Annotated in this window: 18 protein-coding genes and 1 pseudogene; 8 read left to right on the top strand and 11 right to left on the bottom strand. The window is 69.3% G+C overall.

The annotated features are described in order from the left end of the window. The first annotated feature begins 319 nt into the window (after positions 1–319). From STSP_RS12995 to STSP_RS12985, 3 genes are all read left to right on the top strand, one after another. Positions 320–802, top strand: a complete 483-nt coding sequence (locus STSP_RS12995) for a Dps family protein (RefSeq protein ID WP_067276346.1) — start codon at positions 320–322, stop codon at positions 800–802. Between the two features lie 21 nt (positions 803–823). After that, positions 824–1,486 (top strand): HhH-GDP family DNA glycosylase, encoded by a 663-nt coding sequence (locus STSP_RS12990; RefSeq protein ID WP_067276345.1) that lies wholly within the window; start codon positions 824–826, stop codon positions 1,484–1,486. Between the two features lie 116 nt (positions 1,487–1,602). Further along, complete coding sequence (locus STSP_RS12985) at positions 1,603–2,688, top strand: mechanosensitive ion channel family protein (RefSeq protein WP_067276333.1); 1,086 nt, start codon at positions 1,603–1,605, stop codon at positions 2,686–2,688. A gap of 46 nt (positions 2,689–2,734) precedes the next feature. On the opposite strand, the gene STSP_RS12980 is transcribed toward STSP_RS12985, so the two are convergent. Next, on the bottom strand, positions 2,735–3,466 hold the full coding sequence (locus STSP_RS12980) for a PadR family transcriptional regulator (RefSeq protein WP_107441279.1): 732 nt from the start codon (positions 3,464–3,466) through the stop codon (positions 2,735–2,737). An 82-nt stretch (positions 3,467–3,548) separates the two neighbouring features. Between STSP_RS12980 and STSP_RS12975 the strand changes: the two genes are divergently transcribed. The 3 genes from STSP_RS12975 (at position 3,549) to STSP_RS12965 (ending at position 6,727) form a co-directional block, all read left to right on the top strand. After that, positions 3,549–4,763, top strand: a complete 1,215-nt coding sequence (locus STSP_RS12975) for an LLM class flavin-dependent oxidoreductase (protein ID WP_067276331.1) — start codon at positions 3,549–3,551, stop codon at positions 4,761–4,763. Further along, positions 4,760–5,530 (top strand): glucose 1-dehydrogenase, encoded by a 771-nt coding sequence (locus tag STSP_RS12970; protein ID WP_067276328.1) that lies wholly within the window; start codon positions 4,760–4,762, stop codon positions 5,528–5,530. Before STSP_RS12975 ends, STSP_RS12970 begins: the two co-directional genes overlap by 4 nt. A gap of 243 nt (positions 5,531–5,773) precedes the next feature. Further along, positions 5,774–6,727, top strand: coding sequence for an NADH:flavin oxidoreductase (locus tag STSP_RS12965; RefSeq protein WP_408646279.1), 954 nt, complete (start codon positions 5,774–5,776; stop codon positions 6,725–6,727). A 48-nt stretch (positions 6,728–6,775) separates the two neighbouring features. Here STSP_RS12965 and STSP_RS12960 read toward each other — a convergent pair whose 3' ends face one another. The 3 genes from STSP_RS12960 to STSP_RS12950 all read right to left on the bottom strand — a co-directional run bounded on the left by STSP_RS12960 (position 6,776) and on the right by STSP_RS12950 (position 9,975). Beyond that, positions 6,776–8,248 (bottom strand): FG-GAP repeat domain-containing protein, encoded by a 1,473-nt coding sequence (locus tag STSP_RS12960; protein ID WP_067276325.1) that lies wholly within the window; start codon positions 8,246–8,248, stop codon positions 6,776–6,778. Positions 8,249–8,268: 20 nt separating this feature from the next. Further along, on the bottom strand, positions 8,269–9,495 hold the full coding sequence (locus STSP_RS12955) for a serine hydrolase domain-containing protein (protein ID WP_067276322.1): 1,227 nt from the start codon (positions 9,493–9,495) through the stop codon (positions 8,269–8,271). Between the two features lie 204 nt (positions 9,496–9,699). Further along, positions 9,700–9,975 carry a helix-turn-helix domain-containing protein gene (locus STSP_RS12950; protein ID WP_067276321.1) on the bottom strand — a complete coding sequence of 92 codons (276 nt, stop codon included), beginning with the start codon at positions 9,973–9,975 and terminating at the stop codon, positions 9,700–9,702. A gap of 242 nt (positions 9,976–10,217) precedes the next feature. On the opposite strand from STSP_RS12950, the gene STSP_RS12945 reads away from it, so the two are divergent. Both STSP_RS12945 and STSP_RS12940 read left to right on the top strand, forming a co-directional pair. After that, positions 10,218–12,293, top strand: coding sequence for a LamG domain-containing protein (locus STSP_RS12945; protein ID WP_408646282.1), 2,076 nt, complete (start codon positions 10,218–10,220; stop codon positions 12,291–12,293). 309 nt (positions 12,294–12,602) lie between these two features. Then, positions 12,603–13,031: a PPOX class F420-dependent oxidoreductase gene (locus STSP_RS12940; RefSeq protein WP_067276318.1), complete on the top strand. Its 429-nt coding sequence runs from the start codon at positions 12,603–12,605 to the stop codon at positions 13,029–13,031. Positions 13,032–13,118: 87 nt separating this feature from the next. Here STSP_RS12940 and STSP_RS12935 read toward each other — a convergent pair whose 3' ends face one another. The 7 genes and pseudogenes from STSP_RS12935 to STSP_RS12905 all read right to left on the bottom strand — a co-directional run bounded on the left by STSP_RS12935 (position 13,119) and on the right by STSP_RS12905 (position 24,243). Next, positions 13,119–13,991 carry a carbohydrate ABC transporter permease gene (locus tag STSP_RS12935; RefSeq protein ID WP_067276602.1) on the bottom strand — a complete coding sequence of 291 codons (873 nt, stop codon included), beginning with the start codon at positions 13,989–13,991 and terminating at the stop codon, positions 13,119–13,121. A 71-nt stretch (positions 13,992–14,062) separates the two neighbouring features. Continuing rightward, on the bottom strand, positions 14,063–15,016 hold the full coding sequence (locus tag STSP_RS12930; protein ID WP_067276315.1) for a carbohydrate ABC transporter permease: 954 nt from the start codon (positions 15,014–15,016) through the stop codon (positions 14,063–14,065). 29 nt (positions 15,017–15,045) lie between these two features. After that, entirely contained in the window at positions 15,046–16,317 is a 1,272-nt protein-coding gene (locus STSP_RS12925) for an ABC transporter substrate-binding protein (RefSeq protein WP_067276312.1), read from the bottom strand. 189 nt (positions 16,318–16,506) lie between these two features. After that, positions 16,507–17,565, bottom strand: a pseudogene (locus STSP_RS12920) (non-reducing end alpha-L-arabinofuranosidase family hydrolase); the annotation flags it as partial. 425 nt (positions 17,566–17,990) lie between these two features. Then, complete coding sequence (locus tag STSP_RS12915; RefSeq protein ID WP_067276595.1) at positions 17,991–19,346, bottom strand: FAD-dependent oxidoreductase; 1,356 nt, start codon at positions 19,344–19,346, stop codon at positions 17,991–17,993. A gap of 126 nt (positions 19,347–19,472) precedes the next feature. Next, positions 19,473–20,504: a LacI family DNA-binding transcriptional regulator gene (locus STSP_RS12910; protein WP_067276309.1), complete on the bottom strand. Its 1,032-nt coding sequence runs from the start codon at positions 20,502–20,504 to the stop codon at positions 19,473–19,475. Between the two features lie 64 nt (positions 20,505–20,568). After that, entirely contained in the window at positions 20,569–24,243 is a 3,675-nt protein-coding gene (locus STSP_RS12905) for a LamG-like jellyroll fold domain-containing protein (protein WP_078067130.1), read from the bottom strand. Positions 24,244–24,334 lie beyond the last annotated feature (91 nt).

The following is a 24,334-nucleotide window of genomic DNA, read 5'->3' as shown; positions in this document are numbered from 1 at the left end:
TCAGTGGCTGCACGCGGAGCGCCGTACCGTCAAGCCGCGCCTCACATCGCCACCACTCTAGAAAAATGCCCGATTCTGGATGGAATGACCCTTTCACTCGGGTCCAACCGCTGATTCCGGTTTCCGGATGGGCTCTGCCTCCTCGCCCGCACTCCTGTTTTCACCTGCGCCCTCCGGGCACCCGACCGTCGGAACGCTGAGTCGTACGTCCGACAGGCGCGCCCAGTACGCCGCGCGAGCCGCGCAATCCTCGTGAGCCGCGATGAGCCGAGGAGCCGACCGATCCGCGTACCCGGACGCGCCGGAGGAGATGGAGAGAATGGGCGTTGTGAAGAGCACGCTTCCCGACACGGCACTCAAGATCACCGGGGAGGCGCTGCAGGACACACTGGTGGATCTGCTCGGGCTGTCCCTCATCGCCAAGCAGGCCCACTGGAACATCGTCGGCCCGCGCTTCCGCAGCATCCACCTGCAGCTGGACGAGGTGGTCGACGCGGCCCGGTCGTACGCGGACGCCGTCGCGGAGCGCGCGGCCGCGCTCGGCGTCTCCCCAGACGGTCGTCCCCAGACGATCGCCTCGGCCTGCGCCCTGCCCGCTCCGAAGGAGGGATGGCTGCAGGACACCGCGGTCGTGGAGCTCCTCGTCGACGCACTCGGGACGGCCGTCGGACGGCTTCGGGAGCACATCGCGGCCACCGAACAGGCCGATCTCGTCACCCAGGAACTCCTGATCGACATCACGGCCACGCTCGAGAAGCAGCACTGGATGTTCCAGGCCGAGGACGCGCCGCTGCGGACGTAGGACCGAGAAAACGAGGTTGCCATGCCCGCTCAGCAGAAGGTGATCAAGGAGCTGCTCACGTCCTACGGTCACACCTACGCCGAGGACGCGGGCATCCGCCTCAAGAACACCCCGCAACCGCTCTACCAGACACTCGTTCTGGCCTGTCTGCTCAGCGCGCGGATCCGCAGCAGCGCCGCCGTTGCATCGACCAGGGAACTCAGGGAAGCGGGGCTGCGCGACCCCCGCCACATGGCCGACTCCGACTGGCAGGAGCGCGTCGACGCCCTCGGCCGCGGCGGCTACCGGCGCTACGACGAACGTACGGCGACACAACTCGGGGACGGCGCGCAGCTGGTGCTCGACCGATGGGGCGGCGATCTGCGCCGGATGCGCGACGAGGCGGGCGGCGACCTGGACAAGCTGCGCAGCCTGCTGCAGGAGGTGCCGGGGCTGGGCCCGGCCGGGGCGGACATCTTCCTGCGCGAGGTACAGGCCGTCTGGCCCGAGGCCGCTCCCTACCTGGACGGGAAGGCCCGGGAGGGAGCCAAGCGCCTGGGCCTGCCGGACACTCCGGCGAAACTGGCGCGCCTGGCGGGGGACGCGGAGCCCGCCGCGTTCGCGGCCGCCCTTGTCCGCGCGGCCGTGGACAAGCACGTGGTCGAGGAGTGCAAGCGCGCGGCGGAGGAGAGTGACGGCGCATAGGGGCTGGGCCCACCCTGCGGCGAACCCTCCCGTATACGGCAGGATGTGCGATCACATCGGACGCAACTTCGTATGCGTCCCGACGTGACCGCACACCCCGCAACGGGAGAGGAAGAATGAACCGGGCCCTCACACTCCACGACCTGATCGTCGCCGGGATCGCGGTCGCCGCCGGGATCGCGGCAGGCCTGCTGTTGCGCGCGACCCTGCGCTGGCTCAGCGACCGGGCCCGCAGGACGCGGTGGAGCGGCGACGACGTCATCGTCGACGCCCTGCGAACGCTTGCGCCCTGGGCGGCGATCGCCGCGGGCGCGGCCGTCGCGGCGACGGCACTACCGCTGACCGCGCGCGTCGGACACAACGTCAATATGACGCTGACAGCGCTTCTCATCCTGGCAGCGACGCTCACCGCGGCCCGCGTGATCACGGGTCTGGTGCGGTCCCTCGCGCAGTCCAGATCAGGGGTCGCCGGATCGGCCAGCATCTTCGTCAACATCACACGCGTCGTGGTGCTGGCCATGGGCTTTCTCGTCATGCTGCAGACCCTGGGCGTCTCCATCGCGCCCCTGCTCACCGCGCTGGGCGTGGGCGGTCTGGCGGTCGCGCTCGCCTTGCAGGACACCCTGGCCAACCTCTTCGCGGGCGTACACATCCTCGCCGCCAAGACGGTGCAGCCCGCCGACTACATCCGGCTCAGCAGCGGCGAAGAGGGCTATGTCGAGGACATCAACTGGCGCAACACCGTGGTGCGCAACCTCTCCAACAACCTCGTCATCATCCCGAACGCCCAGCTCGCCGGTACGAACATGACCAACTACAGCCGCCCGGAACAGCAGCTGTCGATCACGGTCCAGGTGGGCGTCGGCTACGACAGCGACCTCGAGCACGTCGAGCAGGTCACGAGCGAGGTGGTCGAGGAGGTCATGACCGACATCACCGGAGCCGTCCCGGACCATGAACCGGCCGTACGCTTCCACACGTTCGGCGATTCCCGGATCGGCTTCACGGTCATCCTGGGGGTCGGCGAGTTCAGCGACCAGTACCGGATCAAGCACGAGTTCATCAAGCGCCTGCACCAGCGCTACCGGGCTGAGGGCATCTCGGTCCCCGCTCCAAAGCGCACCGTCACCGTCCACCAGGCCGAGCTCCCCACGGCCGCCATTCCACAGCAGCGCGGGGCGGCGACCGACAGCGTGCGGTAACTGCCTGAGGCGGCCGGGTCGTTACGTCCTGCGGGTTGCCGGGTCGTCACGACCCGCGGGCGGCCTGGTCGCCCGGCGCCTCATCGCCAAGCGCCTCCTCGCCAGGCGCCTCATCCCCCGGCTCCCACAGTCGCTCCAGATCGGCGAGCATCGCCTCCGCCAGCTCCAGTTCCGCCCGGTGCTGCCTCTCGCTCCAGCGCAGGGCGACCTCCGGGTACGGCCACCGGCCGGCCTCGCGTGAGACCTCCTGGGCGTGCGCGATCTCCCGTAGCTGCGCCTTCGTACGGTCCAGATGTGCCCGCAGCTGACTTCGCAGGCCGGCCGGGTCCGCGAGGTGGCCGAGCCAGACCCGCAGCACCAGCGGGTGTTTGAGTACCGCCGGTCCGGCGTCCGCCGTGTCCGCCCAGCGCGCCAGGGCCGCCCGCCCGGCGTCGGTGATCGCGTAGAGCCGCTTGTTGCGCAGGTCGCCCTGGGCGGCGACCCGCGAGGAGGCGTACCCGCGTCCTTCCAGGCGGCGCAGTTCCGCGTAGATCTGGCTGATGGCGGGCGACCAGTAGAAGAAGGTGAGGGACGCGTCGGCCCATTTCTTCAGCTCGTAGCCGGTGCGTTCGCCTGGGAACGACAGCAGGCCGAGCACCGCCCACGCCGTGGCCGGCAACCGCCCACCGCCACCCTCTGCGGTGCCACCGGGATCGGAACCGCCCGTATCCGAACCGCCCGTATCCGAACCACCCGGATCGGAACCGTCGCCTTGACCCTTGACCTGACGAGTAGTCATATGACTAATTGAAATAGCCGCACCGCACCAGCGCAAGATCTGCAACCGTCCGCACGATCCGCGCAACTCCCCAGGAGGTGCAGTGAAGTTCTCCGTCATCTTCGAGGCCCAGTTGGCGAACCCGGACCCCGATTCCGAGCACCAGGTCATCCGCGACTGCGTGGAACAGGCCGTGCTCGCCGAGGAGATGGGCTTCGACCGGGTCTGGGCCGTCGAGCACCATGCCCTGAAGTGGTACGCGCACATGAGCGCCCCGGAGGTCTTCCTCACCTGGGTGGCGGCCCGCACCAGCCGCATCCGGGTCGGGCACGGGGTGGTGTGCATGCCGTTCCGCTTCAACCATCCGGTGCGCGTGGCCGAACGCGCCGCCATGCTCGACCTGTTGTCCGGCGGGCGGCTCGACCTGGGAGCCGGCCGCGGTGCCACACAGCAGGAGACCTCGCTGTGCGGAGTCGACCCCGAGCGCACCCAGGCGGAGGTCGAGGAGGCCCTGCGGATCATCGGCCGCACCTGGCAGCAGGACGAGCTCGAGTGGCACGGCGACCTGCTGGACATCGATCCGCACCCCGTCCTGCCGCGTCCCGTGCAGCGCCCGCATCCGCCGCTCTTCCTCGCCTGCAGCAAGCAGCAGACACTCGCTCGTGCCGCAGAACTCGGCGTCGGAGCCTTGGTGATGGGCTTCGCAGGACCGGACGAGGTCGCGTCGATGAAGCGGTTCTACGACGCGTGCGTGGCCGGACGCGACGGCACACAGCTCGTGTCGACGGAGGTCAACGACCACTTCTCGGCGCTGTGCCCGACGATCGTCCTTGACGACCGCGAGCGCGCCCGCGCCGTCGGGATACGCGGCCAGCGCTTCTTCGCTCAGGCGATCGCCCATTGGTACGGAGGCGGAGGGGTGCCCGACGACGCGGTGACCGAGGACGACACGGTGGCCGAGGACACCGACAGCGCGACCGAGGCGCGGCGGATGCGGTCCGCGGCGGAGCAGGTCGTCGCCCATCTCAACGAGGCAAGGATCCCGGTACGGCCCACCACAACCGCCGTATACAACCCCGAGCACGCTTACGGCAACGCGGCCGACGCCATCGCGTACGTCGAACGGCTGCGCGCGGCCGGTGTGGACGAGGTGATGTGTCTGGTGCAGATGGGCACCGTGCCGCAAGAGGTGTGCATGGAGACCATCCGGCAGTGGGGGCGGCACGTCATCCCGCACTTCTCACCGGGTGGACCGGACCGCGCGGGCGAGGCGGACCACGTGGATGCGGCCGCGGCCGCGCAGGGAGCTGCCCGATGATCTCGCTGAACGGCAGGACTGCGCTGGTCACCGGGGCGGCGCGCGGGCAGGGCGAGGCGGAGGCGCGGCTGTTCGCCGCCCTCGGCGCCAACGTCGTGATCGGCGACATCCTCGACGACGAGGGCACCGAGGTTGCCCGCTCCATCGGCCCCACCGCCCGCTCCATCCGGCTCGATGTGACGGACGAGTCCCGGTGGGCGGCCGCCGTCGACACCGCCGTCGCCGAATTCGGACGCCTCGACATCCTCGTCAACAACGCGGGCGTGTACCGCAGCGGACCGCTCGCCGACGAGACCGCGGAGTCCTTCGAGTCGGTGCTCAAGGTCAACCTCGTCGGGCCCTTCCTCGGCATCCGTGCCGTCCTTGAGCCCATGCGCCGCGCGGGCGGCGGCGCCATCGTCAACGTCTCGTCGGTGGCCGGACTGACCGGACTCGCCCGCACGGGCGGCTACGGCGCGTCGAAGTGGGGGCTGCGCGGGCTGACGAAGACGGCCGCGCTCGAACTGGGTGAGTTCGGGATCCGGGTCAACTCCGTGCATCCCGGCATGATCGACACGCCGATGGTCGCGGGCGTCGCGCCGCCGCGCGGTGCGGGCCGCCACCAGGCCGTCGCCCTGCGCCGGGTCGGCCTCCCGGAGGACGTCGCCGGGCTCGTCACCTTCCTCGCCTCCGACGACGCCTCGTATCTCACGGGTGCGGAGATCGCCGTCGACGGCGGCTGGAGCGCAGGCCCCACTCCACCCTCGACCGCCGCACAGGGAGAGTGACATGGCCAGAGCCCCCCGCCGCGAGGCCCCGGATGTCCTGACCCCGGCCAAGCTCGGCCCGGTCACCCTGCGGAACCGTGTCATCAAGGCGGCGACCTTCGAGGGCGTGACGCCTGACGCCCTGGTCACCGACGAGTTGATCGAGTACCACCGTCGCCCCGCCGCAGGGGGTGTGGGCATGACGACGGTGGCGTACTGTGCCGTCGCGCCCGAGGGCCCCGTACCGAGCGCCGCCAGATCTGGATGCGGCCCGAGGCCGTTCCCGGCCTGCGCCGCCTCACCGACGCCGTGCACGCCGAGGGCGCGGCGGTGTCGGCGCAGCTCGGCCATGCCGGGCCGGTCGCCGACGCGAGGTCCAACGGACTGCCCTCGCTCGGCCCCGGCCACCTGTTCAATCCCCTCAGCATGCGGATGACCAGGCCCGCCACCGCGGACGACATCGCGCGCATCACACGGGCCCACGCCGAGGCGGCCCGCATCGCCGTCGAGTCCGGCTTCGACGCCGTGGAGATCCACCTGGGCCACAGCTACTTCGCCAGCTCGTTCCTCAACCCGAAGATCAACAAGCGCCAGGACGAGTACGGCGGGAGCCTCGCCAACCGCGCGAAGGTCGCGCGTGGCGTGGCGCGGGCCGTACGCGACGAGGTCGGCGGCCGGATCGCGGTGACGGCCAAACTCAACATGGACGACGGTGTCCCCGGCGGCATCTGGCTCGACGAGAGCATCCAGACGGCGAAGTGGCTGGAGGAGGACGGCAGCGTCGACGCGCTCGAACTGACGGCGGGGAGTTCGCTGCTGAACCCCATGTACCTGTTCCGAGGCGATGCCCCCGTCAGGGAGTTCGCCGAGACCTTTCCGCGGCCCCAGCAACTGGGCATCAAGCTGCTCGGGAAGAGGTTCCTCATCGCCTACCCGTACCGGGAGGCGTTCCTCCTGGAATCCGCCCGGCAGTTCCGGGCCGCGCTCGATCTACCGCTGATCCTGCTCGGCGGGATCACGGGCCGCGACACGATGGACCGGGCCATGGCCGAAGGCTTCGAGTTCGTGGCCATGGCGCGGGCGCTCCTCCGCGAGCCGGATCTGATCAACCGTCTGGCGGCCGACCGGGACACGACATCGCTGTGCATCCACTGCAACCGCTGTATGCCGACGATTTACACGGGTACGCGGTGTGTGCTCGTGGACGGCGGCAGCTGAACGGCACCTGAACCGCCCGGGCCTGCCGGAAGGCGGCCCGGGGCGGCGTCAGTCTGCACCGAAGTCCTTGGTCCTGACGAAGTGCCGGTCGATGGTGGACGGTCCGGTCTTCGTCCCGTGGAGGATCCAGTAACCGGCATCCTTGCGTGGCTTGTTGAAGCCGAAGGTGCCGATGAGAAGCTCGTCGCGGCCGTCCGTGTCGAGGTCGGCGAGGTAGACGTCCCAGCCGAAGAAGTCCCGGTCGCCGGAATGCTGCGGTGAGCCGCCCAGACCGATGGAGCGCCGGTCGATCCTGAGGATGCGATCGGCGCTCAGACCGTCCGCACCACCGAGGAGTACAGCCACCTGGCCGATGCGGCGGTCCCGTCCCCGGGACTGCGCGGCGACGTCGTCTCGGCCGTCTCCGTCGACGTCGCCGACGACGGGGTCGGTGAGGGGCACCGTACCGAGGCTGGTGGCGGCCCGTCCGTGTCCCGGCCCGTCCGCGCTGCCGTAGACGGCGACCGCCTCGTCGTACGAGACGCGGCCGAGGACGTCCCCGTGGCCGTCACCGTCGAAGTCGCCGGCGGCGATGGGCACCACTTCGGGCCGTCCCGAATCGTCGCTGGTGATGCCGGGCACGGAACCGGCCTCCTGGAGCCCTTGGGGCGTCCCGCGGTAGAACTCCGCGTCGGCGACGTCCGGCATGTCCTCGTCCTCGAAGCGGGCGTCCTCCTCGTCGTACTCCGCCTTGGTCACCAGGTCGTCACGGCCGTCACCGTCGAAGTCCCCGACGACCGTGTGGGCCACGGGCACCCAGCCGTCATGGCCGACGTCGACGCTGGTGGTCGTACGAGGAGCACCACCGTCGCGGCTGAGCGGGCCGTGCAGGATGGTGGCGGGCTGGGGCCTGCGGTCGTAGTCCGAACTCGGCTCGGCCAGCGTGAGCAGGTCGAGCGCTCCGTCGCCGTCGAAGTCGCCGGTGGCGATGGCGTCGTCGTTCTCCGACGGCAACCGGGTCACGCCCGTCGCCCCCTTGGGGCCGCCCCACACGATGCGCTGGTCACGCGTGGACGCGCCGCTGCGGTGGCTGAGTCGGTTGCGTACGACGATGTCGGCGTGGCCGTCGTCGTCCAGGTCGCCGGTGAACTGGACGGACCTGTCCTGGAAGATCGCGGAGCTTTCGATGCGGGGATCGGGCTTGGCGAAGTCCTCCGCGAGCCTGAAGGCCCTGGCCGGGTCGGGTCCGGATGGCGAGGCGAAGGCGATGAAGCGGTTGTTGAACCATTCGCCGCCGGTTTTCGGGTACTTGTACCAGCCGTTGACGACGACGTCGGCCTTGCCGTCCCCGTTCACGTCGTTGCGGTTGACCTCGCCCGTGTCGCGGTGGGCCGGTTGCGAGGACGACGTCGGGGGTGCGGGCGCGGACGCCCCCCTGGAGTCCTGTGCCGGCCCTTTCCCGTCATCCCCGGAGCATCCAGCGGCCAGAAGCACCGTCGCGCAGAGACCGGCCAGGACCGCGGGAAGGCTGTTGCGGTTCATGGTGCAAGTCTTCACCACTCTCAGTCGACGATCGCGTCGTGCACGAGGCGTTTGATGTCGGCGTAGAGGCTGTGGGACGCCGTCGGGCGTACCTGGGTCAGGAACTGCACGGTCAGGTCCTTCTGCGGGTCGACCCAGAACGTCGTGGTCGCGACGCCGCTCCAGCCGAAGGTGCCCGGATGGGAGGGCGCCTGCGTGCGGTCCGGGTCCACGACGACGGAGACGCCCAGGCCGAAGCCGATCCCCGAGTTGCCGGGTTCTGCGTGGGCGGCGCTGCCGAAAGTGCGCAGGTCGGCGCCGCCGGGGAGCTGGTTGGACACCATGGCGTCGACGGTCGCCGAGGTCAGCAGACGCGTGCCATCGAGTTCGCCGCGCCGGCGGAGGAACTCCATGAAGCGGTGGTAGTCGAGGGCACTGGCGACCATGCCGCCGCTGCCCGACAGGAACCGTGGCCGCCCGTGCAAGGGCAGGCCGGGGATGGGGCTGATGCTGCCGTCGGCGTTCTCGCCGTAGAGCTCGGCCAGCCGCTCGGCCTGGTCGGAGGTCACGCAGAATCCGGCATCCTGCATGCCGAGCGGGCGGAAGATCCGCTCGGCGAAGAACTCGTCGAGGGGCCGGCCCGACACCACCTCGATCACCCGGCCCAGGACGTTGGTGGCGACGGAGTAGTTCCACTGCGTCCCCGGCTCGAACTGCAGCGGCAGACTCGCGTACACATCGCAGGTCTCCGCCAGGTCGGCGCCCGGTGGTACGGAGGACTCCAGGCGGGCGGCCCGGTAGAGGGCGTCCACGGGATGGGAGTAGTAGAAGCCGAAGGTCAGGCCCGCGGTGTGGGTCAGCAGGTGGCGGATCCTGATGGGGCCCTCGGCCGGACGGGTCTTGACGTCGGTGCCCTCGCCGCCGTCGTACACCTCGGGGTCGGCGAAGGCCGGCACATAGCGGGCGAGAGGGTCGTCCAGCCCGATGAGTCCCTCTTCGCAGAGCATCAGGGCGGCGACGGATGTGACCGGCTTGGTCATCGAGTACATGCGCCACAGGGTGTCCCTCTCGACGGGGATGCCGGTCTCCCGGTTGCGGCAGCCGTACGTCGTGAGGTGCGCGACCTTGCCGTGGCGTGCCAGCGCCACCAGATAGCCGGGCAGCCGGCCCTCGTCGACGAGACGGGCGACGTGCCGGTCCAGCCGCCCCAGTGCCTCCGCGTCGAGCCCCACCTCGGCCGGCTCCACCTCTTGCCGCAGCTGTTCCATCGCCCGCCTCCGCCTGATCAAGGTGCACCACCGCGCTGCCATGCTCGTGCAAGACCGTCCCGCCCTGCTCGTACACGCCCGCGCCGCCGCTCTCGGACCACGGATTTCATGGTCTCGTAAACCCCTGGAAACCGTCCCTCGCGTTCATGACGTTCCTGATGCCCCGCGCCGACCACGGAGAATCACGCAGAGAGCCACTGAGCATCACGCAGAGAGGGCCTGGTCACCAACGTCGCTGTCCGGCAGGCAGGCAGCGGCCAGTTCGTCGAGGGACACGTCCAGCGCCGCGGCCAGTGCCGCCACGGTGAAGAAGGCTGGAGTCGGCGCCCGTCCGGTCTCGATCTTGCGCAGCGTCTCGGCCGACACCCCTGCCGCCGCGGCCACGTCCACCATGCTGCGGTCACCGCGCGCCTGGCGCAGCAGCGCCCCGAACCGCTCTCCGCGCTGCCGTTCCCACGGAGTCAAAGGAGTCCTCACCATGCCCGTGATACTAATACCGGTATAAGAATTGGTCTATTGGTCTCGGCGGCGGGAGCCAAAAGGTCGGGGTAAATGTGCTGGTGTTGTCGGCTGCTGGTGTTGTCGGTGGGCGCTGATAGCCTCCTGCGGCCTGTGTGACGCTCGGTCATGCAGCGGGGAGGGAAGAAGTGAACAGTGCCATAAGCAGCGGGAGTCGGCGCGGACCCCGCCGCGTTGTCGTGGGGTGCCTCGTCACGGTCGCGGTGGTGACCGCGCCCGGCACCGCCTACGCGGCCGAGAACCTGCCGCCGCGTCAGCCGCTCGTCCAGGACCTGCAGACCGGGACCAAGCCGTGCGCCACGGGCGAGCAGAAGGCCTACGTCGGGGCGCCGCCCACGCTCAGCGCCGTGCTCCACGACCCGGAGGACGACAATCAGCCGGCCGAGGCCAACCTGGTCAAGGGCGAGTTCGAGGCCTGGTGGACCGACGCGGACGGGGTGGAGCAGCGCCGCACATACACAACGAACGAGACCCTGTCAGGAACGAGGCGACTCTGGCGGATGCCGGAGGACATCCCGGCGAACACCGTCATCTCATGGCATGTGCGCGCGAACGACGGCACGGCCGTCTCCGCCTGGAGCTCCGAGGGCGCGGGTTCAGTCTGCGAGTTCGTGTACGACGACACCAGCCCGGACAAGCCGGTCGTCACCTCCACGGACTATCCGGAGGAGCAGATCCAGGACGGCGTCGGCGTCTACGGCAGCTTCACCATGGACTCGCCGTCGGACGACGTCGTGGAGTACCGCTACAGCTTCATCGGCGGCCCGCAGCTGACCGCCCGGCCGGACGAACTCGGCGGACCCGTCACCATCCGCCATCTGCCGCTGAGGTCCGGCCCGGACTATCTGAGCGTCCGCGCGATCGACCGGGCGGGCCGCAGTAGTACGACGACCACGTACTGGTTCCGGATCAAGTCCGGCCGTGCCCCCGTGGCCCACTGGACCCTGGGTGACGCGGCGGGATCCGCCACCGCCGCGGCCGAGGCCGGGCCTGCCGCCCGCGCGGGCTCGGGTGTGGCCTTCGGCGCGTCCGCGCCGCGGGGCACGTCGCTGGCCTCGGTGGCGGACCTCGACGGCAGCAGCCACGGCTTCCTCACACCGGACGCCCCGGCCGTCGACATCCGCAAGACCTTCGCCGTCAGCGCCTGGGCGCGTCCCGCGCAGACGGACCAGAACATGACCGTGGCCAGCCAGGACGCCGGGGATTCCGCCGGTTTCGACCTGGGGCTGCGCACCCGGGACGACGGACCCGTCTGGTCGTTCGCGGTCGGCGGCACACGGATCACGGGCGGCGCCCCGGAGACCGGCGAATGGGCCCATCTGCTGGGCCTCTACGACGCCGAGACGGGCCAGGCACAGCTGTACGTCAACGGCCACGAAGTCGGCACCAGGGCCGAGGCGACCCCCGCCGAGGCCACCGGAGCCTTCCAGATGGGCCGCATCCGCAAGGGCGACGGCTACCGGGACCGCTGGCACGGCGCACTCGGCGACGTCCGGGCGTACGACCGGGTTGTGGTGCCCGCCGAGGTCACCGAACTCGCCCATCGCAAGCCGACGCTGCTCGGCCACTGGTCCCTGGAGAACGCCTCCGACGGCGTGAGCCCCGAGCAGAGCGGCGGAACGCCGCTGACGCTCGGTCCGGGCGCCTCGATCCACCGCGGCCCGGACGGCTCCTGCCTCCCGGAGCTCGACCCGGACTGCCCCGTCGTGCCGTACGCGCTCGTCGGTGACGGCCACCTCCAGCTGGACGGCGAGAGCGGGTACGCGACCACCGGAACCGCCGTCGTCGACACCACGGACAGCTTCACCGTCGGCGTGGTGGTCCGCCTCGCCGACTCCGAACCGGACCGCCCGATGACCGTGCTGTCGCAAGCCGGCGAGCACACGGACGCCTTCAAGGTCCGCTACGACCCGTCGGTCCACGCCTGGCAGCTGGTGATGCCGCAGCGGGACGAGGCGGGCGCGCCCGAGACGGTGGTGTCCCAGATCGAGGCCGCGGACGGCGGCGAAGGCACGGGCCACCGGCTGGCCGTGGTCTACGACGATGCGACCGACCAGGTCAAGCTCTACCTCGACGGCAACACCAACGCCGACGCGACCGCGTCCCTCCCCAACGGCTGGCCCAGCTCCGGCGCCCTGCAGATCGGCCGCGCCAAGGTCGGCGACGGCTGGGGCGAGTACCTGCGCGGCGACGTCGATGAGCTCCAGGCCTACGCCGGGGCGCTGCGGGACCGCGATGTGATCGGCCTGGGTTGGGGCACGGATCCCTGCCTGTGCTGAGTCCGGAAGATCATCATCAGGAGCGGTGGCCGCACGTTGCGTGAAGCGCACGCGTGAGGTCGTCGTCCGCAGCACCGCTTCATGGCGGTCGCGGTGTCTTCCGGAACCCCCGGCAGGCGCCGCGACCGCTCATCGGGGGCGGCTCTCGCCTAGGCGATCAGCTACCCGCCGGCGGACCAGATGCATCGCCCCGGCCCGGCGCGGCTGCGGGAGTCGCGTCGTGCAGACTGCCGGGGGCGCCCGCGTTTGCAGGCGATGGGCCGCACGCGGTGCGGAATTCGCGGCCCTTCTGTTCGCGTTGAGCAGTGCATGACTCAGGACGCGCTGCTCAGCTTGGTCGCCGAGTACGACGGTGGGGTGCTGGTCACGCTGAAACGCGACGGACGGCCGCAGCTGTCGAACGTCAACCACGCCTACTACCCCGACGAACGGATCATCCGGGTCTCCCTCACGGACGACCGGGCGAAGACCCGCAATCTACGCCGGGACCCGCGGGCCTCCTACCACGTGACCAGCGACGACCGATGGGCCTACACGGTCGTCGAGGGCACGGCCGAGCTCACCCCGGTCGCCCGGGACGCGCACGACGACACCGTCGAGGAACTCGTCCGGCTCTACCGCGACGTCCAAGGTGAACATCCCGACTGGGACGACTACCGCGCGGCCATGGTGCGCGACCGCCGTCTCGTCCTGCGGCTGCACGTGGAGCGCGCCTACGGCATTCCGCGCGCACGCTGACCGTCGGGCCCTCGGCCGGTGTCACACGGTCAGTCGCGTACGCCAGGCGTGATCATGACTACGCCTGGCGATGCGCCCCAGGCCCCGTCACCCCTTGAAGGCGCCGTCCATGATCCCGGCCACCAGGCGGCGGCCCACGAAGACGAACAGCACGATCAGCGGGATGGTGGCGAGGAAGGAGCCGGACATGGCGAGACCGAGATCGATGTCGCGGTTGTTCTGCAGGGCCTTGATGGCGATCTGCGCGGTGTAGTTCTCCGGGGACTTCAGCACGACGAAGGGCCAGAAGAAGTCGTTCCAGGCCGTGATGTATCCGAAGAGTCCCAGGACGAAGGCCGCGGGGCGGACGATGGGGAACGCGATGTGCCAGAAGATCCGCCAGCTGTTCGCCCCGTCGATCCGGGCCGCCTGGATGATCTCGTCGCTGAGGGTCGAGGCGATGTGCTGCCTCATCCAGAAGATCCCGAAGGCGCTGGCCAGGCCGGGCACGATCAGCGCCTGGAGGGTGTCGACCCAGCCGAGCTCCGAAATGATCAGGTACTGCGGGACGATCGCGAGCTGCGTCGGCACGGTCATGGTGAGCACGACAATCAGGAACAGCGTGTTGCGGCCCGGGAACTCCATCTTGGCGAAGGCGAAGCCCGCCAGCGAGCAGAGCACCGCCTGCCCGGCACCGATCGCGCCCGCGACGAGCAGGCTGTTCAGGACGGACTGCAGGAACGGCACGGTGCTGAAGACGAGTCCGGCGAGATGGAAGAAGTTGTCGCCGGGGACGAGCCGGGGCGGCATCTGCGTCGCCGCCGCCGTGTCCGTGGTGGCGACCACGAACATCCAGTACAGCGGGAAGACGCTGACGAGTACCGCCAGGATGAGGAGGGCGTAGGTCCACCATCGGACGCGTTCGACGGGACGGCGGCGCCGCGCCTGCCGTGCGGGCCATGGCGGTCGCGTCCGCCGCATCGGTTGCGTCGGCAGCGTCGACGGTGTCGGATGCCGCGGGGATGGAGGCATCGCGTCGATCGGCTCGGTCATCATCGCTCCGGGCGGATGCGGGTGGACAGGAGGTAGTTGATGCCTGCGACGACGAGGACCAGGACGAGCAGGGCCACTCCGATGGCCGCCGCGTAGCCGAACTGGTACTGCCCGAAGCCCTGTTCATAGAGGAAGAGGGTGAGCGTCTGGCACTGCCGGGTCGCCCCGCAGGTCTGGGCGTTGATCGGGTTGAGGAGCAGCGGCTCGGTGAAGATCTGCAGTCCGCCGATCGTGGAGGTGACCACCGTGAACACGATCACCGGCCGCAGCGAGGGGATCGTGATGTGGCGGAACTGCTTCCAGCCGCCGGCGCCGTCCACCGAGGCCGACTCGTAGATCTCACGCGGAATCGCCTGCAGCGATGCCAGGTAGAGCAGGGCGGTGTAGCCGAACCAGCGCCAGGTGACCATCGCGGCGATCAGCACCCGGCTGCCCCACGTCGACTGGGTGAAGTCGATCGGCTCCACTCCCCCGAGCCCGAGCAGCCAGTTCAGCAGCCCGTAGTCCCGGTCGTACAGCTGCGCGAAGACGATCGCCGTCGCGGCCACCGAGGTGATGTACGGGACCAGCATCGACATCCGGAAGAGGAGGGCGTAGCGCAGGCGTGCGTGATTGAGCAGATGGGCGAGGAAGAGCGCCGCGATGAGCTGGGGGACGGTCGACAGCAGCCAGATGCTGATCGTGTTGCGGGTGGCGTTCCAGAAACGCGGGTCGTCGAAGAGCCGGGTGAAGTTGTCGAAGCCGATGTACGTGTGGTCACCGATGGGATTCCACTCGAACAGCGCGACGTAGAGGGTGAACAGCAGGGGGATGAGGCTGAACACCGCGAAGATCAGAAAGAACGGAGCGATGTAGGCGTACGGGGCTATCCGCTCGCCGATGCCCCGGCGTATGCGCGTCAGGGGCGGGGCGGGGGGAAGTCCCGCCCGCTGCGGGCTGAGGGTTGTCGTCACAGGTCGTCGCTTCCTCGCCGGGACTCCGCCTACTGCCCGATCGCGGTCTTGATGTTCTTCACCGCGGTGTCCCACGCCTTCGCGGGATCGCCCTTGCCCTGCTCGACATCGGTGAGGGCGTTCAGGAACTCCTGCCCGATGATCGCGCTGTCCGGCCCGATGTAGAAGGGCTCAAGACCGAGCAGCGACTTGGTGTAGATCTGGCCCGTCGGAGCTTCGGAGAAGAACTCGTCCTTCATCGACGTCAGGCGCGCGTCCTCGTAGACGGAGGGAGTGGTGGGCAGTGCGCCCGAGTCGAGGAAGTGGTCGAGCTGCCCCTTCGGGGACTGCGTCGCCTTGATGTAGTTCCAGGCGGCCTTGGGATTCTTGGCGTTCCGCGGGATCGCCAGATAGCTGCCGCCCCAGTTGCCGCTGCCGCCGGGGATCGTCGCGATGTCCCACTTGCCCTTCGTGCCCGGTGCGGTGGTACGTATCGAGTTGAGCATCCAGGAGGGTGCCGCCACGACGGCGTACTTACCCCGTGCCATGCCTGCGCTCCAGCCGTTGGAGAAGGAGCTCTGCTTCGCCGTGATGCCCGCCTCGATGGTCTTCAGCGCCGTGTCGAACGCCTCCTTGACCTGCGGGTTCTTGGCGTAGATGGGGCTGCGGTCGTCGTTGTCGTAGTACTTCTCGGAAACCTGGTTGACCGCCTGGTAGAAGACGCTCGTCGGCGCGTTGTCGACGAACGGCTTTCCCGTGGCCTTGGTGTACTTCTTCCCGGTCTCGATGAACGCGTCCCAGGTGGGCCAGAGTTCGCTGACCTCCTTGCGGTCGGTGGGCAGGCCGGCGGCTTTGAACAGGTCCTTGCGGTAGGCGACGGCCATGCCGCCGACGTCGGTCGGGACACCGATGATCTGGCCGTCCTCCGTGGTGCTCTGGCTCATCACCCAGTCCAGGTAGTCGCCCTTGACCTTGTCGGCCCCGAACTCCCGCAGGTCGTAGAAGTTCTGCGGTTGCTGGACGAACTTCGGCAGGTCGTCGCCCTGGATCAGGACGAGATCCGGGACCTTGCCTCCCGCCAGCGCCGTGGTCAGCGCCTGGGCGGTCTCCGTCGAGGAGCCCACCTCCGTCAGCTTCACCCGGACGTCCGGATGCTCCTTGCGGTAGTCCTGGACGGACGCCTTCTGGTTGATGCCGGTGAACGACCAGAACTCGAAGGACTTGTCGTCGCCCGCGGCGGTGGTGGAGCCGCCGGAGCAGCCGGCGGCGGCGAGCGTGAGGGTCACGGCGAGCGCGACCGGTGCGGCGAAACGGAACTTCACGGCGATCTTTCCTCCCAAGGGGGGACGGTCAGGGTCCGGCGGCGGGGCGTCGGATTGGCCGGTGTTCGTGGAAAATTTCGGTGACATGTCGAAAGTGAAGTGCTTGCGCCCTAGGCGTGGTTCTGTCGTCTGCCAGAGGGTGGGCAGGCGGCCGGCGCCGTGGTTGCGACGCCGGCCGTGACGATCCGCTCAGTCCCTCCCGTATGCGGTCGTCTCCGTCAACAGCCCGAGCTTCCAAGGGAGCTGGTTGTAGTCCCCGCTCGCGGACGGGTCCATGCCCTGGTACAGGTACCGGAGCCGGCCCGGGTCGATCTCCATGGTCTGGTCGACGCCCGAACGGATCATCTCGCCGTGACTGATGTCCTCGGTCCAGGCACCGTCGGGGAAGGTGACGTTGTTGGAGCGGGCGAACGGGTTGTCCTCGCTCGCGGCGAGCGGCGTCCACTTGCCGTCGATGCTGTCGGACGTCCAGGAGCGGAAGTAGCGGCGGCCGTCGCTGCCGATCGCCTCGACGAGCAGCAGGTAGTCGTCGGTGCCCTTGATCTTGTAGACGTTGGCGGCCTCGAACAGGTCGAACCTGTCGTCCTCCAGGGCGATCTGAGTGTTTCCGAAGCCGTTCGGGAAGTCGGCCACGGTCGTCTCCGACCGGTACAGGTGACCGTTGTCGTCGGAGGAGAACAGATAGCACTTGGCGGTGTCGCAGGTGACCCAGAAGTCGAGCCAGAAGCCGTTGCCGATGTTCTCCTTGATGATGTCCGGCATCTCCTCCTGGAAGTTGCGCGGCGCGGACCAGGACTCGGGCTTGGTCGGGTCGTCAGTGGTGGAGAACGAGGGCAGACCGGTCTGGTAGACCAGGTACCACTTCTTCTGCGGGGCGAAGTAGAACACCTGCGGTGCGGCGCGGTAGCCGGGGCCGATCGCCGACTGGTCCAGGTAGTAGTGCGGGGCGGAGTCGGCCTCGGACCAGTCCTCGAAACTGGTGTACATCAGGTTCCAGCCGCCGGAGCGGAGCGCCGTGGTCGCATAGACCAGCCACTTTCCGTTGTGGCGGACCACCGTCGGGTCCTTGACGGCGGCGATGTCGTGGGTGGCGTCGGACTTGGCGCTGATCAGCGGTCCACTGGAGGACCACTGGAAGGTGGACGGAATGTGTTTCGCGGTCTCCGAGACGCCGCCGCCCGAGGGGTCGGCGGCCGCCGTGGAGGTGGCTCCGGCCGCGAGCCCGGCGAACGTCAGCGCCATGGCGGCCAGTGCCGCGCGCCAGCGCCTGCCGGTAGGTTTGCTCCGCCGCGACCGCGGCGGAGGTCCGGCGGCGGGCGAAGCGCTGTTCAGGACGACGGACTGGGGTCTGAAACGTCCCTCTGATCGCATTGCGGCTCCTGCATGGATCGTCGTGTTCTAGATCATCAAACGTTCGATATTCCGAACGCTGTTCAAGCAAGCGGATGGAAAACGGGCTGGGCGAGTTAGAACGTCACTGCTTCATTCCAGGCTGGACACCGCCGCAACGTACCGACGGCCGCCTGGAAACTTTCGGTGTATTTTCCGATCGTTACGGGCCGGAACTCTAGGTACGGCCCTGATCAGCGTCAAGACATCGCGCACGAAGTGGCGCGAGCCTTCGGCGACTTGTTTCGCCGAAGGCTCGCAGGACAAGTGATGAGCGGCACGCTTCAGGTGCGCGTCTCCTCCCGCGCCATCGGAGGCTCGGCGGGCGTCGCCGGCACAGGACCGAGCAGCACGGCCCGCACGACCTTCGGGGCGAACAGTGCGGTGACCGGTGCCGTGAGCGTCAGTACGGAACGGAAGGCGCGGCCCACCACGGGGTCGCCGGGGGAGCGTTCCTGGACGCGTCGCAGGTACCAGCCGACCGGGCGGTCGATGGGCCGGATGGTGAGGGCGTTCCCGATCGCCCCGGGCATCGCCTTGTCCGCCCCGGCCGAGATGTCCCATGCCTGCCGGGATGCGGCCAGCAGCGCCTGCTGCACGCGGCGCGTCGTCGGCGTGCGGCGACGGTCGGCCAGCGCGTCGCGCAGGGCGACCGCGCTGATCGCGGCGACGGCCATGCCTTGTCCGTAGACCGGGTTGAACGTGCACAAGGCATCGCCGATCGCGAGGAAACCCGCGGGGCGACGGCCGGGAAGGTCGTAGCGTCGGCGTACGTTCGCCGTCTGCCGGAAGCCGGACACCGGGGACTGCGGCTCGGCTGTGCGCAGCCACCGGTGCACCAGCGGATGCGGCAGCCTCTTCGCGTACGCGACGAACTCCTCCTCGTCCGTGGGCGGTTCGTCGCCGCGCAGCCCTGACAACGTCACCAGATACCGTCCGTCCTCCAAGGGCAGCACGACGGTCCCGTATACCTGCGACGGGTTGGCGATGACGTAGTAACCGAGCGACTGCGTGCCCAGGCTTCCGCTCGTGTCGCAGTAGATACGGGTGGCGTAGGCGAGCCCCGTGTCGATGGACTCCTCGTGCGGGGGTTCCGCGCCGATCGCCGAGAGCCACTGCGCCGCTTTCGTGCCGCGCCCGGAAGCGTCCACGACCAGGTCGGCCTCCAGGAGCCGCTCCTCCTGCCGGGAGCCCTCGCCGCGCTCGCGCAGCAGCACGCCCCGCACACGTGAGGCGTCCCCCGACAGCCCCACGACGCTCGTGGCCTCGACCACCTCGATCATGGGGTGGGCGAGCACCCGCCGACGCACCAACTGCTCGAGCTGCGGTCGCGAGCCGGTGTAGATGTACGTCGTCGCCGGCAGCCGCCGGAACCAGCGCCCGTCCTGCCACTGCACCAGGTCCGACGGCATCCCCACCCGCGGTGCACCCGCCGCCCGCAGCTCGTCCATGAACCCCGGAAGAAGCGCGTCAAGGGCGCGTTGACCGCCTTCCAGCAGGACGTGCGCATGGCGGCCCTGCGGCACACCGGGACGCTGCTCGGGCTCCTGCGGTAACCGGTCGCGCTCGACGATCGTCACCCGGTCGGCGTGGTCGGCGAGGACGTGGGCCGCGAGAAGCCCCGCGAGGCTTGCTCCGATGACGACGGCGTGACGTCGACGCGTTCCGGCTAAGTCCCAACTTGCTTGATTTTCCCGAGAGTTCACGTGTTCCGCCCCTCATGGTCAGCGCCTGCGTTCAGGAGCGACCAGTATCGCAGCGGACGTTCACCCGGGGTTGCCGGAAGCCGGCGGGGCGGTGCTGCCGCGGTCGATCAGCTCGGGCTGCAGCAGCCGCAGGACGTGCGGCTCGTTCCTGGCCCCCGGCGTGGTGATGCGGCGTACGAGCTGTCGCACGGCCATCTCTCCGAGGAGGTCGGGGGCGCTCTCGATGGACGAGAACGGCAGCGAGAACGTGCGGGCGAACTCGTCGGAGTAGCGGCCGATGACGGACAGGTCCCGCGGCGCCTCGAGGCCGCGGGCGTGCAGGACGGACGGCAGGGCCGCGGCTGCCGCCTCGTTGTTGAGCAGCAGACCGGTCGCCGTCGGGTGGGCGTCGAGCAGTGCGTGCAACGAGCGTCCGACCGCCGGCTGCCGCGACTCGCCGAAGACCGCGTGGAGCTCGATGCCGCGGGCCCGCGCCTGCTGCACCACCGCGCCCTGCAGTCGCCACACGTAGGCGCCGCCGCGCTCGACGACGTTCTCGGGCTGGGAGACCAGAAGCAGTTCGCGGTGGCCCAGCCGGTGCATGTGGTCCACCATCAGCCGGCCGGCCGCCTCGAAGTCGAGGTCGAAGACGTCCACGCCCGAGGGGTCGCCCGGCAGCCCGACCAGCGCGCCTGGCTGCGGTGCGGACCGCAGGAGTGGGAGCCGGGCGTCGTCCTGCGCGACGTTGAGCAGGACGACGCCGTCGACCATACGGGAGCGTGTGATCCGGCGCAGCGCGCGGGTGCCGTCCGCCTCCGTGACGAGCAGGGTGTCGTACCCCAGCTCGCGTGCGGTGTCGGAGACGCCCAGCATGTACTGGAGCATGGCCGGGGCGAACTCGTCCTCGTGGAACCGGGCGAGCAGGCCGATGACCATCGTCTCCGAGGTGGCGAGGGCGCGGGCGCCGGCGTTGGGCGTGTAGCCCAGCTCCTGCGCCGCGTCCGCCACCCGCTGCCGCACCTCCGCGGAGATGGAGCGTTTCCCCGACAGCGCGTACGACGCCGTGCTGCGGGACACTCCTGCGGCGCGTGCTATGTCGCCGATCGTGACCACGTGACTCCCTTGTCCTTACCTCACGTGCCTCGCGTACCTTACGGCCGTGGGGCCGCGACGTACCTTACGGCCGTGGGGCCGCGTACTCGGCGACCGTGATCTTGTCGATCAGCGGCGCGAACTGCGAGCGCAGCAGGATGCCGGGGAACGTGTCCGAGGCGTACGTCTTTCCGTCGAAGTTGGGCAGCTCCTCGGAGCTGAAGGTGAGAGTGTTGTCGCCCTTCTCCAGACGGACGGGGACGGTGAGTTCCCAGAAGTTGTTCTCGTGGAACGAGTGCGGGAACGTCACGCGCTTCGGATCGGCTCCGTTGACGGAGATGTCCGCGTGCCGGACGAGCGGATCGGGGTTGTAGTGGGTGGCCTCCGACTGCTCGGGGTTGGAGTACCGGATCCGCAGGGCGTACAGGCCGGACTTGTCGGCGGTGACGTGGAACGTGGCCGTGTTGCCGTTGCCCGGTTCGCCGCCCACCCCGCGTACCGCCTGCTTGCCGCTGGCGAGCGACAGTGGCGCGATGGCCGCGGATCCGGCGAGTTCGGCGTCCTCGGCCTCGTAGGACTTCGAGCGCAGGGTGTCCTTGGTCTGCCGGACGGTGATCCGGTCGACGAGGGTCGTTCCCGCCTCCCCGGTGACCGTGATCTTGTTGACGCCCCCGGACAGCGAAACGGCCGCCTTGCCGCCGGAGTCCCCGGCCAGCCTCAACACGTCCTGGCCGTTCACGGACACCTGCGCCGTGCCGGTGCCGAACGCGTCGACGTCGATGGTGGACTCGGTGTCGGCCGGTGAGTAGACCCAGAAGGTCGCGGTGTCGCCCTTGGCGACCTCCGCGGCGCCCGAGCCGGACGCGTCCAGGTGCTTCGGCAGCCCGTACACGGCCCGGGCGCCGTCCAGCCAGGCCAGCTCGCCCTCGTAGACCGCGCTCTTCACGTCGGGGTCGGGCAGGGACAGCGTGATCCGGTCGACGATCGCGTCGCCCTTGGTGGCCTTGCTGCCGTCGAGGCTCTTCGCGGCGAGCGTGAGGGTGTGCTTGCCCTTGGTCAGCGCGACGGTGGTGTCGGTGTGGTCCCAGACCACCCACTTGTAGCCCAGCGGCAGCGACAGCTCCTGCTCGGCTCCGCCGTCGACGCGGAGGAACACGTTGGTGGGTCCCTGCTCCTTGACGAGGTCGTAGGTGTTGAGGGAGTTGGCGAAGACGCTCAGGTCGTACGTGCCGTCCTGCGGGACGTCGACGGTGAAGTCGAGCGTCATGTCGGAGCCAGTCCGCAGGCCGCCGACGTCGTAGCCGCCAGAGGTGTAGAACTTGGACACGTTGGACGGCGAGCCCTCGGGGCCGTTCTTGGTGTAGCCGGAGCCGGTGTGCGCGGCGTCCTCGGCCTCGTAGCTGCCCTTCCACAGCGTGGCCGGCTTGCTGGTCGTGGTGCCGTTTCCGGACGGGCTGAGGACGATCTCGTACGCCGACGACTCCGTCAGCTTCGGCAGGCGGCCGCCGTCGCCGAAGTCGAGCACCACCTTGCCATCGCTGACGGGGAGTTCGGTCTCGGCGACGATGTCGGGCCGGTTCGAGTCGCCGATCTGCCCGGTCCACGGGATCTCACGCACCCAGGCGTGCACGGTGTCGCCGAAGACCTTGCCGGGCACGTTGTCGAAGGTGATGTGCCCCTTTCCGGTGGACCCGCCGAAGATCAGCCGGGCCTGCTTCTTCTTCTCGTCGAGGGTGGCCACGCCCTGCATCGAGTAGTTCTGGCCGGGGAAGGGCGGGGAGACCTCGACAGTGTGCCCGGACATGGAGGCGTAGGCGTTGAACAGCCACCACTGGCCGTTGCCGCGGTTGGCCTGGACGGCCGAGTCGGACAGGTTGCCGTCGATGTTCCAGTACGCCATGTCGGCGTCGACCTTGGACTCCTCGATCGCGGAGATCCACTGGATCATCTGGCCGGGGACCGAGGTGTGGTAGTTGAAGGCGTACTCGTTGACGTTGATCGGCAGGTGCTTGCCCTCGTAGGCCGTGCCCGCGAAGACCTCCTTCTCCCAGGCGCGGTACCTGGCAACGCTGGTGCGGACCTGCTCAGGGTGGCTCAGCTCGTGCCAAGTGATGACGTCGGGGACGGTGCCCGCCTTGACGGTGTGCTCGAGGAAGCCCTTGACCTGGCTGTAGAGGACGCTGGTGTTGGGCCCGGCGATGCGGGCGTCTGGCATCTTCTCCTTGATCAGCCGGTAGAAGTCGTCCCAGGTGGCGAAGTAGTCCTTGGGGTCGGTCAGCCAGCTGACCTTGTTGTAGCTCCACTCGCCGGTGCCGAACATGTTGCCCTCGGGCTCGTTGAACGGCACGAAGACGATGTTGTCCTGGTACTCCTTGGGTAGCTGGAGCACCTGGTCGACCTGCTTGGCGACCTTCTCGCGGTAGATCCGCACCTTCTCCGCGGGGGTGTCGCCCTCCCACTGGTAGGGGAAGCCCCGGTGGATGTCGGTCATGTAGATGTACACGTCGCCGCCGGTGGAGTCGGCGAGCGGCTTGACGACCTCCAGGGCGTCGGCGCCCGGGTGCTGCGGGCCGTCCTGCGCCTTGGTGGAGACGGTGCGCAGGTTCATGCCCTCGATGAGGTTGTTGGTGGGCACGTCCTGGCCGTAGACGCCGTAGAGGGTGCCGGCGGCGCCACCGTGGAAGGCTCCGGTGTCCTTCGCGAGGTCGACGGTGAGGGCGCCCTCGCGGACGACGGTGACGGTGGCGGTGACCTCCTGTCCGGCGGCCGAACCCTTGACGGTGAACGTGCCGGGTGCGGCGTACTTCTCGGGGGCGACCTCGTCCCAGTCGACTGCCACGTCGCGGTCGTAGCCGTCGGAGTACTCGGCGCGGACGGCGGCGGGGAGGGACGGGGCGGTTCCGGTCGTGGTGCGGGCCTCGAAGGACGTCTGCGAGAGCTGTTGGAGGGTGGGGACGTTCCCGACCATGCCGGCCACCTGCTCGGAGCTGAGCGCCGAGTGCCACACGGTGAAGTCGTCGACCGCGCCCTTGAGCAGCGGATCCGGCCAGAACGACTTGCCGATGTAACCGGCGGCCGTGGCCGAGCTGTCCAGCAGGTCCTTGGCCTGGATGCCGGTCTCGGCGGAGGAGACCGCCACGCCGTCGAGATAGGTGGTGAGCCGGCGGGCCGAGCTGTCAAGGGTGACGGTAACGGTCCGCCACTCGTTCACGGGAAGCATCTCATAGCCGTTGACCTGCGCCTCTGCGCCCCCTCCGCCGGTGGTCACGGCGGTGCGCAGCACCCCGTCTCCGCTGTAGGGGGTCGTGAAGAGGTACTTGGTGGTGTTGGTGCCCAGATCGAAGATCCGCTGCCAGGACGACTTGTCGCCGCTCCACTTCACGCGCGCGGAGACCGTCAAGTCGGTTGCGGCGCCGACCACTTCGCGGGGCAGCCGGACATATGCCCCGTCGGAACTGGGCGCCCCGCCGGGCAGGTTGAGGGCCGAGCCCCCAGACGCACCATCGACGACCGCGGCGGTGGACCCGTTGACGAGGGTACCGTCGAGCCCGTTGCCCGAGCTGTCCTTGACCGTCCCGGAGCTGAGGTCGTCGGCGTCGAAGGTGTAGTGCAGTTTCGGGCCCGGCAGTTCGGCGGCGGTGGCGGCCGGCGCCGTCAGCCCCGTGGCCAGAAGGCCGAAGCCCAGCGCTGCGACGGCGACCACCGTGGTCGGTCGCCCCGGTCCTGCCCGTCTTGCTCTCGATGCTCTCGATTGCACCATGGTTACGGCTCCTGTGCGTTGAAACGTGCCCTGTCGAACCGATTCGACGACGCCGCCACCACGGCTCTTTCGAACCGGTTCGACAGCGAGG

Origin of the sequence: Streptomyces jeddahensis (assembly GCF_001642995.1) — a bacterium.
Classification (GTDB): Bacteria; Actinomycetota; Actinomycetes; order Streptomycetales; family Streptomycetaceae; genus Streptomyces; species Streptomyces jeddahensis.
Note: the sequence above shows the minus strand (reverse complement) of the source record. Positions and strands in the feature narration are given on the sequence as shown.